Here is a 14,902-nt window from a genome sequence, read left to right on the forward strand (position 1 = left end):
TATCACGAGTTTGTGAGAAATATCAGCGAGCAGCCGCCAGCGCCCTTGCGCCGATATCGCGCCGCCAGACGGCCTCTTTCCAGCGAATGGCTGCAACCCCCTGATAGGCGGCGTCAATGGCCTCCTTCATGGTCGGTGCAATCCCGCAGACCGCCAGCACGCGCCCGCCGGACGACACCAGATGTCCCTGTGGATCACGCGCCGTGCCCGCCTGAAACACCTGCACGCCCGGCACGGCTTCCGCACGGTCGATCCCTTCGATCAGGCCACCTTTGGCATAGTCGCCGGGATACCCTTCCGCCGCCATGATCACCACAGCGGACGCATCGTCGGAGAACGTGACCTGCACCTCATCCAGCGAGCCCTTCGCCAGCGCCACCAGTGCGGGCAACAGATCGGATGTCAGACGCGGCAGCAGCGCTTCCGCTTCCGGGTCACCAAAGCGCACATTGTATTCGATCAGCTTTGGCCCTTCGGCGGTCAGCATTAGCCCCGCGAAGATCACGCCACGAAACGGCGTCCCACGCTTCACCATTTCGGCCAGCATCGGGCGAACCAGAATGTCGAGCGCCTTTTCCTGCGCTGCACGGTCGAACCCGGCTGGCGGTGAGACTGCCCCCATGCCGCCAGTGTTCGGTCCCGTGTCACCATCGCCGATGCGCTTGTGATCCTGCGCCGCGCCGATCAGCACCGCCGTCTCACCTGAACAGAAGGCGAAGAGCGAGACTTCCTCGCCCACCAGACATTCTTCGATGACCACCGAGTGGCCAGCATCGCCCAGCTTGTTGGATGTCATCATATCGGTGACGGCGTCTTCGGCTTCCGCCGCCGTCTGCGCCACGACCACCCCCTTGCCCGCTGCCAGACCATCGGCTTTCACAACAATCGGCGCACCACGACGGCGCACGAAGGCAATCGCATGAGCCGGGTCAGTGAAACGCTCCCACTTCGCGGTCGGGATGCCTGCCGCGTCGCACACTTCCTTTGTGAAGGTTTTGCTACCTTCGAGTTGTGCCGCCGCTTTCGTGGGTCCGGCGCAGGGAATCCCGACCTCAGCACAGGCATCCGCGAGTCCGGCGACCAATGGCGCTTCCGGTCCCGGCACGACGAGGTCAATGCCTTCCTTCTGCGCGAACGCCACCAGCGCCGGAACATTGCCTGCCGCGATGGCGACGTTCGTGCCGCACAGGGCCGTGCCCGGATTTCCGGGAGCGATATAGAGCTGTGTGAGAGCCGGCGACTTTGCCAGCGCCGCCGCGAGCGCGTGCTCACGACCACCCGAACCAACCAGCAGGACTCTCATCGCATCACCTTCTTTTCGGCCACATAGGTTGCGGCTCTTGTTGAGAACGCTGCGTCTGTAGCATAGGGTCGCGTCATGGACGATGGCTCTCCGACACCTCCCTCTCCCTTTCCCGGCGTCAATGTGCCGGAATATTCGGTCTCCGAGATTTCGGGGGCCATCAAACGGACCCTCGAAGGGACGTTTGGACGGGTGCGCGTGCGTGGCGAGATCACGGAATTCAAGCGCTACAGTTCCGGCCATCTCTATTTTTCGCTGAAGGACGAAGGCGGCAAGATCTCCGGTGTGGTCTGGCGTGGTTCCGTGTCACGCCTCGGCCTGGTCCCGGAAAACGGGCTGGAGATCATCGCCACAGGCCGCGTCTCTTCCTATGGCGAGCGCTCCAGCTATCAGTTGATCGTCGAGAAAATGGAGTATGCGGGTGAAGGCGCGCTGCTCGCCCGCATTGAGCGACTGCGCCTGAAACTTGCGCAGGAAGGTCTGTTCGACGCCGAGCGCAAGCGTCGCATTCCTCGCCTGCCGCGCGTGATCGGTATCGTCACCTCCATGCAGGGCGCGGTGCTGCATGACATTCGCACCACCATCGCCCGGCGATTCCCCCGCCATCTGCTGATCTGGCCTGTCGCCGTGCAGGGTGAAGGGGCGGCTGCACAGATTGCCGCTGCTGTTGAAGGTTTCAGCCTGCTGGGTCGCCCCGGTCCGGGCGAAAATCTGCCGCGTCCGGATGTGCTGATCGTTGCCCGCGGCGGTGGCTCGCTCGAAGACCTGATGGCTTTCAATGACGAGGCCGTTCTGCGTGCCGTTGCCGCCTGCCCAATTCCGGTCATTTCCGCTGTCGGGCATGAGACCGACACCACGTTGATCGACTTCGTTTCCGACATGCGCGCCCCCACGCCCACAGCCGCCGCCGAACTGGCCGTGCCGGTGCGTGACGAACTGCTGGCCGACCTCACCCATCGTGTCGCCCGGATGGGAAGTGCGCTAAACCGGATCGCTCAGACCGCGCGCCTGCGTCTGGATCGTGCGGCCTCGGGTCTGCCGGATCTTCCTTCCCTGCTCAGCACCGCCCGTATGCGCCTCGATGACCGGTCACACAGACTGGACCTCGCCCTGCCCGCACTTCTGGAGCGGCGCAAGGCGGCTCTCGTCGCGGCAGAACGACACATGCCTGCTCCTTCGGCCCTGTTCAGTGACCGCCGTTCCCGTCTGTCTCTGGATAACGCCGCTCTGGGCGCCGCCATGACGGCTGCCCGCCGTGCCGCAGAAGCGCGTCTGGGACGCCAGCGTCTGACAGCCGCTCCGTTGCAGGCCTTGTGCCGCGAACGACAAGCGCACCTCCTGGGCGTCGGGAATGTGCTGGAATCTGTCTCGCCTCGCGCCGTTCTCGATCGTGGCTACGTTCTTGTCCGCGACATGGCGGGCGATGCTGTCACACGGGCCGCCGGGCTGAATCCGGGCCAGCGTGTTACACTCGTTTTTGCTGATGATGAGCGTCTCGCCCGCATCGAAGCCCGCAAGGATACGGCCCAGGGAGCCCTTGATCTATGAAAAACATATTCAAAAACCTGAAGTCCATTAAACCGGATTTCAGCAGGATTGCTTCCCCGGATGCCGATGGTGCGGAAAGCCGTCCTGAAAAACTGATGTTCATCATCATGATCGTGCTCGCCTCCGTCTCCATGCTTCTCTACATCGGCGGCTCGTTTGTAAATGCCCTGCGCGTGTCGGAACAGCCTCCAGCTGTGGAGCAGACCGCTCCAGCGGCGCAGTCGGACAGTGCACACCAGTAATTTTCTTGGCTGCTTTGCCTATCTGAAGCTTTTTCCAAAAAGCTTCAGCAAAAACCTGTCATTTATTGGTATTTTCCAGTGATTTTTGTTGCTTGCAAACAGAAGATGGAGATAACGCAGACCTCTGCTCTTCCCCTATTCTGATTTAATAAATCGGGATCAAAGGGACAGTGTCCCTTTGTGGGGTTCGGGGCAAAGCCCTGAAACCACATAACCCGTATTTGCAAGATATATTAATGCCTTTTTCGGATGAGTTTGAGGGATCTTTTTCCTCCCCAAGCTCGTTTGGCCGGACTTCATTTAATCGGCAAGAAGCTTCAGCGTTCCGTGTAGCGCACATGAAGTTTCCCGACGCCTTCACACTCTCCCTCAAGCCTGTCCCCGACTTTCACCGGCCCCACACCTGACGGTGTTCCGGTAAGGATAAGATCACCCGGACGCAATTCGACAAAACTCGAGAGAATGGAAATGATTTCCGGAATTGACCAGATCAGATCACTGATATCGCCCTGCTGACGGACCGCTCCGTTGACTGAGAGACTGATGCGCCCCTTTATCAGATGCCCAGACTGCGTCACCGGCACGATCGGGCTGATCGGGCAGGACTGATCAAAACCTTTACTCAGATCCCATGGCTGGCCGGATTTCTTGGCGATCGCCTGAAGATCACGTCGTGTCATATCCAATGCCAGAGCATAACCGAACACATGATCCAGTGCTGTCTGCACTGGAATATTTACGCCCTGCTGGCCAATCGCCACGGCCAGTTCAATCTCGTGGTGAAGATTCTCCGTATGCAACGGATAGGGAAGAACTTCTTCCGTCGTCACCGCATCGGAGGGTTTTGCAAAGAAGATTGGCAGATCATGCGCTGGATCGCCACCCATCTCCCGCGTGTGTTCTCCATAATTACGTCCGACACACCAGATCCGACGCACCGGGAACCGTGCGTCGGTCTCAAGGACGGGGATGGACGGAATTACAAGAGGCTCAAAAAGATAATGCATGAGGACAGATCCATTCTTTTTGGAAAGAATAGCATCACCTCACAGCCAGTTTCATTGATGATTAAATCTGCTCTCAGGATTGTGTGGTGGCCAGATCCTGTTCATCTGCCGATTTAAAAACACCTGATCAAACACATTCAAATTGCCATGGAATCAAAAACACCCGCCTCAAAAAGACAGGTGTTTCCAAAAGCCGGTTAACCTGACCAACAACTGATAGTCTCGTCTTATTCAGGCGTGACCAGATCGTAATAGCTCTGATCAAGCATGAAGTGCGGCGAGTAGGCCGGATCATGCTGGTAAATCGCGTGATCACCCCACTGCTGGTGCATATGCTGCGTCTCGGCAAAGAACCGGGCCTCATGCTCAGGCCGGTCATCGCTGCCACGCGACACGCTCTCATGATGAACAGCCATGAAGTTGTTGCACTGGATAATACGCCAACCGGCTTCACGCATCTTCAGGCAGAGATCGACGTCGTTATAAGCGACTTTCAGATTTACCTCGTCAAAACCACCAACTTCGCGAAAGGCTTCGGCACGCACCAGCATTCCTGCCGCTGTAACAGCCGTGACTTCATGAGACAGGATCGCACGGGAAATATAACCGTATTCGTGCGCCTGCAGCCCGCGATGCACATGCGAGGCTACGCCATCAGGACCGACCACAACACCGACATGCTGAATCGCCCCGTTGGGATAAACAAACTTTCCGCCGACAGCACCGATATCCTCACCTGCCATCGCCTCTCCCACAATGGTTTTCAGCCATTTGGGATCGTCCACGAAAAGATCGTTATTCATGAAGAAAAAGAATTCGGACGAACTTGAAGCAGCAGCCAGATTGTTCAGGCGTGAGAAATTGAATTCCTCCTGGATCGAAAGAACCTGAATCCGTTTGTTGCGGGACATCTCCTTGCAGAAGGCAAGCGCATCTTCATCCGTCGACCAGTTATCGATCAGAATGATGTCGTAGGCCTTGTAATCCGTGTGTTCCAGAATGCGTGAGACACATTCCTTCGTCAGTTCAGCCTGATTGCGGAACGGAATAATGATCGAAACCGTAGGCTCGCGGTTTATGCCCCACCAGACATTGTAGATGGTCAGATTATTGATCGCCTCGACCCGCGCGTCATGCCCGACACGCCTCAGATGATCCGCGATAGCCCGGATGCCTGCATTCACAGCATATTGCTTGTTGCTGATCGTCATCGCGGTCGAGTTTGGAGTCTTCCTCCAGTGATAAAGAACTTCCGGAACATGCAGGAAGCCTTCGCGCGGCACGATCTCCGTCAGACGCAGCATCAGGTCATGATCCTGTGCGCCATCGTAACTGGCGTTCAGATCACCGACCTGTTCCAGAACCTCTTTACGCACCATGGTGAGATGGCAGATGTAATTGCAGCCAAGAAGATATCGGTAATCAAAATCGGGCTTGAAATTCGGCTCAAGGAAATAGCCCGCCTGATCGATCTTGTCCTCGTCTGAATAGATCACCTGCGGATCAAGTCCGGCGGCGGCCTGCAACATTGCTTCCAGCGCTACATCAACCATGGCGTCGTCATGATCGAAGAAGGCGACCCATTCGCCTTTTGCCGCTTTGACACCCTCGTTGGTCGCGCCGGAAATTCCCAGATTTTTCTTGAGACGGATCAGCTTGATCCGCGGATCATTCCGGCAATACTCCGCCATTCTCGCCGCGACTTCCAGAGACTTGCCACCATCATCCACAATGATGAGTTCCCAGTTGCTCCAGGTCTGCGCCATCACGGATTCAACGGCAGCGATAAAGTCCGTCATGTCCGGCTTGTAGGTCGGGCAGATGACACTCACCAATGGTCCCCTGGCAAGAAAATCAGGCCCAAGCTGCTGTCGACGTTCCGCCACCCGGGCTCGCAGCACATTGAAGTACCGTCGGGCCCATTGGTCATAATCGCCAAGATTGAACCGCTGTTCGGGCAGAAGATTGCTTATCGTCTCACGCAGGGAAGAAATCTCGCGATGCAGTCTCGCAATAGTCTCGCTGACACCGAGAAGATGCTCTTCCAGCTTGTTGTCAACCAGAGATGTGGTGATAGGGCTCCCCATCAGTTCCACATCACCCGGCACAGCCAGAAAGCGGATCGTCCTCGTGCCTGTCTGACGACGATGTTTAGGAATGACCAACTCGAAGCCGCAGTTGGCATCGCCTCCTACAGCGGACGCGACATCCCCACGGAAACGGTCCGCACGAATACGGGCGAATGGCGCACCGTCCATAAAGACAGCGACCTCGCACTGACCTTCCCGTGTCCCCTCCGCAGTATTGATACGCTGCACCCACCCGCGCAGCGCGCCGCGTGTGAAACCATCCACGCAGGATTCGTAATTGAACTGCGGCTCAAGGGTGACAGCAATATCTTCATCCTTGATCGTACCATCATCTGTCGCCAGACACGGCACGACAGAGCGGTTTGGGAAACGCAACCCAATCCGGTGCTCTTTGCTGTCAGCAAGAAAATCTGGAAGCTTGAAGCAGAAACCGAGATTGGGCGTCATGACCCCAATATTTTCCTGCACATCCGGTCGAGGCAGATCGCAGACTACTGAACCGATTTCCTGACCGTCAGCAATGACGTGAAGGGTGGCGGGCACACGGGGGGCAGCCAGATTGCAGGCCCAGCCTTTTACTTCCAGACCATCCAGATGATCAAAATAACCAATAAACTGTGTAATCTGACGGGAAGTCGGCAAGGGAGCTTTCATGAAAATCCTCGTTTCCCTCACGTGCGCCACCCAGCACACGCAGGATAAATCACTGTCTGGAAGGGTATATTAAAAACATCCCTTCCTCAGAACATACCAATTCAAAACACACTCTTCATGCAGAACACTCTGGAAGAGGCCAGAAACGTCACGACCACAAGGCTTTTCCAGGCATAATTCCTGACTCCCTTGCAGACATCCCGTCTTCTGCAGCACCATGCTTATAGAGCAGAAGCCTTAACTTCCAGAAAACGCTGCATCGATTTACGGGCCCGGGATGCATCGCTCCCAAGACGGATCAGACTGCCAATCTGCAGAGGATTACGCAGCAGCGAAGCCATCAGCGCTCCTGCCCCCAGACCACCGTCAGGCGAAAGCGCAATGCCAGCAGCAGGCGGCAATGTCCGGTCAGCCGGATCACACACCACACGCAGCACACCGAAAGGTCTCTTCGCAGCCTGCGCCGCCACCGCCAGAAACCCGCTCTCCATATCAAGAGCGCAACAGCCGCTTTCCAGGGCCAGATGCTGCTTTTCTTCAGCCGTCAGGACAACAACATCACTATGCAGAAGAGCCCCCGCCACCACGCCAGAGCCTTCATCCGCCCCCAGACGACGCCGCACAGCAGGTGAACAGGGATAAAGCTTGCCGTCTTTTACGACAGCGTCCGGCACAAGAATCGTGCCGGGCCTGAGTGCGGGGTCAAGCCCCGCCGCCAGTCCGAACGACACGACAGACGGCACGCCCGAAGCAATCAGCCGGGCTGCGCCTTTCTCTGCGCCCTCTCGTGTGGCGCCACTAATTGCGACCGGCGACCCGGGAAAGAACTGCCGCAGAAGAGAGGCCTCAGCCTTCAGTCCCACAAGAAATCCGATATCGGGAGGAGAAAGAAGGCTCTTGTTCATGGCTCAGAAACCGTAGCTCACTTCACCGGAGTTGCTGCTCTGAAGATTGCGGTAACGCGATACAGCCAGCAACGGGAAGAACTGCTTGTAACCATGATACTTGAGGTAGAACACCTTGGGGAAACCAACGGCGTTGTAGGGCTCTTCTTCCCATTCGCCATTCTCTCCCTGCTGTTTTGACAGCCACGCGATACCACGCTTCACCGCCGGGTCGTCACGACGACCAACTGCCATCATCCCCAGAACCGCCCACGCTGTCTGGGATGGCAGGCTTTCCTTATACCGACCACGGGGACCGTCTTCGTAGCTTTCACAGCCCTCGCCCCAGCCGCCATCAGGACGCTGGACGGAACGGAGCCACTCCACGGCGCGCACCACCATCGGGTCATCATGGGAAACACCGGCTGCATTCAGTGCGCACAGGACGGACCATGTGCCGTAAATGTAATTGGTGCCCCAGCGACCAAACCAGGAACCGTCCTGTTCCTGATCGCCACGCAGATAGTCCAGAGCCCGTTCGATCACCGGGCGATCTTCGGCGTGGCCAAGTTGCGCGAGGAACGAGATGCAGCGCGCCGTCACGTCGGCTGTCGGCGGATCAAGAAGCGCACCGTGATCCGAGAACGGAATATGGTTCAGCAGTTCCTTGTTGTTATCGACATCGAACGCGCCCCAACCGCCATTGGTGCTCTGCATTCCCACAATCCACTTGCGGGCACGCTCAATCGCTTTGTCATTGGCCGGATCGTTCTGGCGATGCAGCAACATGCCGACAACCGCTGTGTCGTCCACGTCAGGATAATAGTCATTGCGATACTGGAAAGCCCAGCCACCCGGCTCAAGATCAGGCCGGTTAATCGCCCAGTCACCCTTCACATCGAGAATCTGGCGATCACGCAGCCATTCCGCCGCCTTCGCCATCTTCTCCTGCGTTTCCTTCTGGGCAATGGGGTTGGGGCCACTGCCTGCTTCCATCATGGCATGACCCGCCAGACCGGTATCCCAGATGGGCGACACGCAAGGCTGGCAATAGACTTCGTCGCCATGATCGACCAGCAGCGCCCGAACCGACTCCCACGCCGTATTGGCGCGTGGATCGCTGTCAGGCACCCCCAGAGCGCGATACATCATCACCGTATTGGCCATCGCCGGATAAATCGCGCCAAGACCATCAATGCCGTTCAGACGCGGCTCGATGAAGTCGACTGACGCCCTGATAGCCTTCTTGTGCACTTTCTGCGGAATCAGCTTCACGACCGGACGCAGAACCTGATCCAGCACCTTGAAAGCGTGTCCCCATTTGGAACGATACGGTCCCTTGATCCAGTCCTTCACCTGATCCGGCGGCGTGACGAACAGTTCCTGCACATGCACGCCACGCGGATTGACCGCCACAGGGCGTAGCGCCGCCAGAACCAGCAGCGGCGCGATCACGGTGCGTGACCAGTAGGACATGTTCCAGACAGAGAAAAACGCCGAGCGCGGCAGCAGCATCAGCTCGACCGGCATGACCGGCGTGCCGTGCCAGGGAATTTCCCCGAACAGCGCCAGCTGAAAGCGTGTGAAGACGTTGGTGCGCTCAGCGCCACCGTGATCAAGAACCGCCTGACGGGCGCGCTGCATGTGCGGCGCGTTGATATCGTCACCGATGCATTTGAGCGCGTAATAGGCCTTCACCGTAGCGGAGATGTTGAATTCTCCGTCATGGTAGAGCGGCCAGCCGCCGTGCTCACCCTGAATACGCCGCAGATAGACGCCGATCTTGTCTTCCAGAGGCTGGTCGATCCGGTCAAGGAAATGCTCAAGCAGGACATATTCCGCCGGAATGGTCGCATCGGCTTCCAGCTCGAAAACCCAGTGACCATCGTCGTTCTGCTTGCCGCCCAGTGCTGCATGAGCACGCTCGACCACACGATCCAGTTCACTGGCGGTCAGCTCGCTGACGGCCGACCCTGTGTTCTCGGTAGTGGCAGAGTTCGTTACATCGTCCAGCATGGCCTGCAGTCATTCCCCCAGTAGAAACACGTCTCTTCAGAAATCGTGTCAGTCGTTAACGCAATCCACGGCCTAACCGTGATACCCGAATCAAAACCAGTCAGACCCCATCAATCAGACATGGCCCCACGAAGCCCAAGCGCCTTCACGGCGGCGACGCCGGAGCGAATGGAACCGTCAATCGTGGCGGGCAAACCCGTCGCCGTCCAGTCCCCCGCCAGCGCCAGATTGACAAGCCCTGTCGCAGCACCGGGCCGTTTCCGCAACTGCGCGGGGGTAGCGGCGAAGGTCGCGCGCTTCTCCCACACCAGTCGCTGCAAGGGCGGCTCGACCGGAAGCGGGCCAGCCAGAAGCCCGTCCATCGTCTGACGCACTTCCTGCCAGATCTGCCGTCCAAGCTCCTCGGGATCCCGGTCGGCGTAACGGTTCGCCGCGCTGACCGTGACCGAGAGGATGTCATCCTTGAGGAAAATCCATTCCGTCACGGCACCGACCACACCGACAAAACGGGTCTTCGCAAACGCTCCAACCGGCACCGGTGGACGCTCAAGACGGAAATGCGCGTTAAAAATGCCTTCAAACTCATCCGGCACCACCAGAGCAGGCAGCGCCTCTTTCAGCAGACCAGCCGCCACAGGCGCAGTCACAGCCAGAATGACAACGTCATCCTCACCGACCTCGATTCGTTCGTCAGGGAAATTTAGGGCCGTAACGCGACCGTTCGTGGCTTCAATGCCGGTGACGCGTCGCCCGGTACGCACTTCCGCCTTCAGGATGGAAAGATGCGCCAGCGCCGGGTCGACCAGACTCTCGGACAGACCAACCTTCGGGAAACGCGGCAGACAGGCGCGTCCACCCTTGGCCAGCGATTCGTTAATGACATGACCGAGCAGTGCCGCACTGGCTTCATCGCTCGGCGTGTTGAGCGCGGCGATGGAGAACGAATCGAGCAGGCGACGCGAGAATTCACCCGGCAGCAAACAGTCAGACACAACCTGATCCGGGCTCGCACCAATGAGGCGTTGCAGGCTTAGCAGTTCGCCGAGCCGCATGCCCGGCACACGCCTAGTCGGACTGAACACCCACCACGGCACGCGCCCCATGGAGAGATCCAGTGTCCACACACAGGGCTTCTGGAGATCGACAAACGGGAAGATCGGCTCGTCCGGCCCCTGCAACGTGTCCAGCGCGCCGATCAGCCCCATATAGCGAAAGACAGCCTCGTTCGCCGTCAGCAGCAGATGGTTGCCATTGTCGATCCGGCAACCGAGCTTCTTGTCCTCATAGGAACGCGCCCGGCCACCGCAGGCCGGTCCGGCCTCATGCACAATGACATGCTGGCCACTACCCGCGACCTCCACGGCAGCCGAAAGTCCGGACAGACCACCACCGACAATATGAACCCGACGCGCCATCCCTGATCAGGCCGCGAAAGCCTGCACGACGCCAACCGCCTTGCTGACCTTGGAAACCGCCAGCGGCGTGCGGACATGATCCCAACCACGCTTCATCAGCGCGTTCAGGATCGACAGATAGCAGCCACCCATCATGCGGGCCGGCACCATCGCCTTGCGATCACATTTCTTCATGGCCCTGAACGCCTGACGGAAGTGATCCTGAGCCCGGACTGCCAGAATCTGCATCACACCCGCAAGACCCGGAGCCGACAGGGCCTTCTGCGGATCGACAGGCACATCAAAGCGGGCCAGCAGTTCCTTCGGCAGATACAGACGACCAATCCGCGCATCTTCAGACACATCACGCAGAATGTTGGTCAACTGGAGGGCGCGACCAAGGTGATAGGCCACCCGCTCGGCGTGTTTCGAGCTGTCGCCGAACACATGCACGGAGAGACGTCCGACAGCGGAAGCCACACGATCACAGTAAAGATCCAGCGTTTCTTCGGTCGGAGCCACGATCGGCCCTGTGGCGTCCATGATCATGCCGTCGATCACGTCGTCAAAATCTTTCTGCTTCAGCGAGAAGAAACGGATGGAGGCATGCAGCACCCGGTCCAGCGCATCCTGCGGCTTGTCGTCGTAAAGGCGGCCAATGCGCTCACGCCACTCATTGAGGCGCGCTTCCCGGGCCTGTGCATGCTCCGGGCCGCTCAGGGAAGGCACATCGCCGTCCGCAATGTCGTCCACCATCCGGCAGAAGGCATAGATCGCATACATGCCATAACGACGGTATGGCGGCAGAATGCGCATTCCCGCCGCGAATGACGTTCCAGCCTGCCGCACGATCGCCTCGACCCGCGCAAGGTCGGTCGGGTCACAGCCGAGCGGTGTGGGTTCGTCATGCGTTCCGATTACGTCAGTCATGGCATCCTTTCCCGGACGGTTCCGCACCGCCCAATAGTCCAGCGGGAGCAGACACTCCCCTGTCTTGTCAGTCCTGCCTTCCGGACCAGTCCTGTTCCGGAAGGCATATCAGTTCTTCCAGCACCCGAGGGCCGCAACCGCCGCCCGGGCGAAATCAGCCTTTGTCAGCGCCACCCGTTCGGCCAGCGGATCTCCCACCCGCAGACGGGCCGCCAGCAGATGCGCCAGCCTTACAACAGCGCCGCAATACATCCGCATCCGGCGATCCCTTACCTGATGCAGCAACCCGAGGGCCACTTCGTTCAGGCGATCTGTCTCGTCGAGCAATATGTCGAAAACGCGACGCAATGACGGGGAGGTCGTGTTTTCCAGAACAGCCTCTACACCGAGCCCCTGCGCCTCAAGAAGGTCCAGCGGCACATAGCACCGCTTCAGAAGGAGAAGGTCTTTCTGACAATCCTGAAGATGATTGAGAATCTGGAGTGACGTGCAGAGCGCGTCGGACGCCGGGAATGTCCTGTCACTCTCGCCATGCAGTCCCAGCAGAAAGCGCCCGACCGGATTCGCGGAGTAGCGGCAATAACGGTCGAGTTCAGTCTGGGAGGCGTAGCGCGATTTGACCGCGTCTTCCCTGAACGCGACCAACAGGTCTGTTGCGACCTCGAACGGAAGCCCCGTGCGCAGCAACATCTCCCGGACACGTGCGGCGGAACGGGCGTCCTTGCGATCGGGGGCCTGAGCCCGACCGTGCACGATGTCTTCCATCGCATCCAGCCGCGCCACCTTTTCCTCGGGTGTCAGCCGATCGCTGTCAGTCACGTCATCACTGAAGCGGGCGAAATCATAATAGGCGTGCACATGACTGCGCATGGCAGGCGCAAACAGCACCGAGCCGACCGGGAAATTCTCGTCTGACTGCCCCTTGCCGGACGAGACATCAGGCGCACGCCACGGATCAATTCTGTCACGGGCGACAGCAGCGCGCACGTCTTCAACTGACAGGCTTTCTGACAGAAGGGTTGGCTCCGCGTGTGCGGCTGATGAGGAATCCGGAAACATGGCGGGGTGGTTTACACGCTCCGGAGCCTGCTGCCTACACTTACTACCACGTTACTTCCGCTAGATCACAGATGGACTGTCAGCCGCATCATCCGGCAAACAGATCACAGGAGCATCTCATCATGACAAATCCCCCTATTCCACGTGTCGGTTGCGGCGCTGCGATCTTCCGCAAAGACCAGCTTCTTCTTGTCAAAAGAAAGCGCAATCCCGAAGCCGGGCACTGGGGTCTGCCCGGCGGCAAGGTCGATCCTTATGAAAAGGTCGCTGACACGGCGGTGCGTGAGATAGAGGAGGAACTGGGCATCCAGATCCAGGCACCCGAACTGCTCTGTGTGGTGGATCAGATCGACAGAACAGCCGGGCAACACTGGGTCGCGCCGGTTTTTCTGGTGGAAGCCTTTATCGGCGAGCCCGCCATCCGTGAACCGGAAGCTCTCGCTGAAATGGGCTGGTTCGACCTGTCCTCCCTGCCCTCACCTCTCACGGAGGCGACCCGGCAGGCTCTTCAGGCTCTTCAGGGACGTTCAGGGTATCGCTGACAGAAAACGGTCAACGACCAGCCATTGGCGGATTGCGGGCTTTAACCCGCAACCGTGCCCGCAGAAATCACCCTGCGTGCGTTGCCTCGGTGTAAGCCCGGTTCTTCCACCTCACGCCCCGACCGCGATGGTGATCCACAGCCGAGCCGACCGTCGCAGCCGTGTAGAATATCGCAACGACTGGCAGCAGCAGCGCCCAGAAAGGCGACATGCGGAAACGTCGTAAGGTTGGCATGTAGGACGCCATCGACGCCAACCATGCCAGCGCCGCCAGCTTGCGGGCCTGCCCTTTCCCGAACAGCGCCAGAAAGATGGGCAGAATCCAGACAAGCAGCATTCCCAGCACCGTTCCGGCAAGGATCAACGGGGAATAATGCAGCTGAACATATGCCGTGCGGGCAATCATGCGCCAGATGTCACGCGGATGCGGATAGGGTCGGATCGAGCGCGCGAGACAGGAATGACCGAGATAGATCCGGCCACCCGAGCGCTTGACGTGCGCCGCCAGCGTGCAGTCATCGATCAGAGCACCACGCAGGGCAGCAATACCGCCAATGCGGGTCAGTGCGGCACGGCGAATCAGAATTGTGCCACCCGCCGCAGCCGCCGTCCGGCTTTTAGGATCAGCCACCTTGGCGAAGGGATACAGCAGCGCGAAAAAGAACACGAAAGCCGGCACCAGCGCCTTTTCAGCCGCGCTGACACAGTTCAGTTCCACCATTTCGGACACCATATCGAGCCCTTCACGTTCGGCTTTTTCCACCAGCGTGGAGATATGGGCCGGATCATGCTCGATATCGGCGTCCGTCAGCAGAATGTAGCCATCATCTTCAGGACACTCTGCCCGGACACGCGCCACCCCCTGCTCGACAGCCCAGAGCTTGCCACTCCAGGCTTCGTCAGGACGATGCTGCCCGTCCAGAACCGTCAGTTTGCCTTGTGGGTCCGGCAGACCACGCGCCAGATCACCCGTGCCGTCCGTGCTGCGATCGTCAGTCAGGACAATGCGATACTGTCCTGCGTAATCCTGCGTCAGAAGCGACGAGAGACAGGATTTTATCGACTCAGCCTCGTCCCGCGCAGGCACCACCACGCTGACCGGAGGCAGTGTTTTATGCGTCTTTCCGGGGCGCAGAATGGGACCGGCCTGCCAGAATCGTCCATGAAAGCCGAGAAGAGCAGTCCAGATCAGTGCCGAGAGACCGGCCAGATAAACCAGCATACGTCCCCGCT

Annotated in this window: 12 protein-coding genes; 3 read left to right on the plus strand and 9 right to left on the minus strand. The window is 58.9% G+C overall.

What is annotated here, in order from left to right; translation table 11 throughout:
* Positions 1-22: 22 nt before the first annotated feature.
* Positions 23-1,303: a phosphoribosylamine--glycine ligase gene (gene purD, locus EMQ_RS05965; protein ID WP_010667283.1), complete on the minus strand. Its 1,281-nt coding sequence runs from the start codon at positions 1,301-1,303 to the stop codon at positions 23-25.
* A gap of 75 nt (positions 1,304-1,378) precedes the next feature.
* On the opposite strand from purD, the gene xseA reads away from it, so the two are divergent.
* On the plus strand, positions 1,379-2,851 hold the full coding sequence (gene xseA / locus EMQ_RS05970; protein WP_010667282.1) for an exodeoxyribonuclease VII large subunit: 1,473 nt from the start codon (positions 1,379-1,381) through the stop codon (positions 2,849-2,851).
* A complete protein-coding gene (locus tag EMQ_RS05975; protein WP_010667281.1) occupies positions 2,848-3,093 on the plus strand; it encodes a hypothetical protein in 246 nt (81 codons plus the stop codon). The genes xseA and EMQ_RS05975 overlap by 4 nt, the downstream gene beginning before the upstream one ends.
* 317 nt (positions 3,094-3,410) lie before the next feature.
* Here the strand turns inward: EMQ_RS05975 and EMQ_RS05980 are convergent, their stop codons facing one another.
* The 7 genes from EMQ_RS05980 to EMQ_RS06010 all read right to left on the minus strand — a co-directional run bounded on the left by EMQ_RS05980 (position 3,411) and on the right by EMQ_RS06010 (position 13,127).
* Positions 3,411-4,100, minus strand: coding sequence for a fumarylacetoacetate hydrolase family protein (locus EMQ_RS05980; RefSeq protein ID WP_018308312.1), 690 nt, complete (start codon positions 4,098-4,100; stop codon positions 3,411-3,413).
* A 227-nt stretch (positions 4,101-4,327) separates the two neighbouring features.
* A complete protein-coding gene (locus EMQ_RS05985) occupies positions 4,328-6,844 on the minus strand; it encodes a glycosyltransferase (RefSeq protein WP_010667646.1) in 2,517 nt (838 codons plus the stop codon).
* A gap of 221 nt (positions 6,845-7,065) precedes the next feature.
* The gene (locus EMQ_RS05990; RefSeq protein ID WP_010667647.1) at positions 7,066-7,749 is read right to left on the minus strand and encodes a phosphorylase family protein; all 684 of its coding nucleotides are present in this window, start codon (positions 7,747-7,749) and stop codon (positions 7,066-7,068) included.
* Positions 7,750-7,752: 3 nt separating this feature from the next.
* Positions 7,753-9,744, minus strand: coding sequence for a squalene--hopene cyclase (gene shc / locus EMQ_RS05995; protein WP_010667648.1), 1,992 nt, complete (start codon positions 9,742-9,744; stop codon positions 7,753-7,755).
* A gap of 110 nt (positions 9,745-9,854) precedes the next feature.
* On the minus strand, positions 9,855-11,159 hold the full coding sequence (gene hpnE / locus EMQ_RS06000) for a hydroxysqualene dehydroxylase HpnE (protein ID WP_010667649.1): 1,305 nt from the start codon (positions 11,157-11,159) through the stop codon (positions 9,855-9,857).
* Positions 11,160-11,165: 6 nt separating this feature from the next.
* Positions 11,166-12,068 carry a presqualene diphosphate synthase HpnD gene (gene hpnD, locus EMQ_RS06005; protein WP_010667650.1) on the minus strand — a complete coding sequence of 301 codons (903 nt, stop codon included), beginning with the start codon at positions 12,066-12,068 and terminating at the stop codon, positions 11,166-11,168.
* A 108-nt stretch (positions 12,069-12,176) separates the two neighbouring features.
* On the minus strand, positions 12,177-13,127 hold the full coding sequence (locus tag EMQ_RS06010; RefSeq protein WP_010667651.1) for a squalene/phytoene synthase family protein: 951 nt from the start codon (positions 13,125-13,127) through the stop codon (positions 12,177-12,179).
* A 122-nt stretch (positions 13,128-13,249) separates the two neighbouring features.
* Here EMQ_RS06010 and EMQ_RS06015 point away from each other — a divergent pair, with 122 nt between their 5' ends.
* A complete protein-coding gene (locus tag EMQ_RS06015) occupies positions 13,250-13,669 on the plus strand; it encodes an NUDIX hydrolase (protein WP_010667652.1) in 420 nt (139 codons plus the stop codon).
* A gap of 67 nt (positions 13,670-13,736) precedes the next feature.
* Here the strand turns inward: EMQ_RS06015 and EMQ_RS06020 are convergent, their stop codons facing one another.
* On the minus strand, positions 13,737-14,891 hold the full coding sequence (locus EMQ_RS06020) for a glycosyltransferase (protein WP_010667653.1): 1,155 nt from the start codon (positions 14,889-14,891) through the stop codon (positions 13,737-13,739).
* Positions 14,892-14,902 lie beyond the last annotated feature (11 nt).

Origin of the sequence: Acetobacter aceti NBRC 14818 (assembly GCF_000193495.2) — a bacterium.
In the GTDB taxonomy this organism is placed as follows: Bacteria; Pseudomonadota; Alphaproteobacteria; order Acetobacterales; family Acetobacteraceae; genus Acetobacter; species Acetobacter aceti.

What these genes read in the sequence shown, in the direction of transcription:
- purD (WP_010667283.1), bottom strand. Translation starts at nt 1,303, where the DNA reads ATGAGAGTCCTGCTGGTTGGTTCGGGTGGTCGTGAGCACGCGCTCGCG.
- xseA (WP_010667282.1), top strand. Translation starts at nt 1,379, where the DNA reads ATGGACGATGGCTCTCCGACACCTCCCTCTCCCTTTCCCGGCGTCAAT.
- EMQ_RS05975 (WP_010667281.1), top strand. Translation starts at nt 2,848, where the DNA reads ATGAAAAACATATTCAAAAACCTGAAGTCCATTAAACCGGATTTCAGC.
- EMQ_RS05980 (WP_018308312.1), bottom strand. Translation starts at nt 4,100, where the DNA reads ATGCATTATCTTTTTGAGCCTCTTGTAATTCCGTCCATCCCCGTCCTT.
- EMQ_RS05985 (WP_010667646.1), bottom strand. Translation starts at nt 6,844, where the DNA reads ATGAAAGCTCCCTTGCCGACTTCCCGTCAGATTACACAGTTTATTGGT.
- EMQ_RS05990 (WP_010667647.1), bottom strand. Translation starts at nt 7,749, where the DNA reads ATGAACAAGAGCCTTCTTTCTCCTCCCGATATCGGATTTCTTGTGGGA.
- shc (WP_010667648.1), bottom strand. Translation starts at nt 9,744, where the DNA reads ATGCTGGACGATGTAACGAACTCTGCCACTACCGAGAACACAGGGTCG.
- hpnE (WP_010667649.1), bottom strand. Translation starts at nt 11,159, where the DNA reads ATGGCGCGTCGGGTTCATATTGTCGGTGGTGGTCTGTCCGGACTTTCG.
- hpnD (WP_010667650.1), bottom strand. Translation starts at nt 12,068, where the DNA reads ATGACTGACGTAATCGGAACGCATGACGAACCCACACCGCTCGGCTGT.
- EMQ_RS06010 (WP_010667651.1), bottom strand. Translation starts at nt 13,127, where the DNA reads ATGTTTCCGGATTCCTCATCAGCCGCACACGCGGAGCCAACCCTTCTG.
- EMQ_RS06015 (WP_010667652.1), top strand. Translation starts at nt 13,250, where the DNA reads ATGACAAATCCCCCTATTCCACGTGTCGGTTGCGGCGCTGCGATCTTC.
- EMQ_RS06020 (WP_010667653.1), bottom strand. Translation starts at nt 14,891, where the DNA reads ATGCTGGTTTATCTGGCCGGTCTCTCGGCACTGATCTGGACTGCTCTT.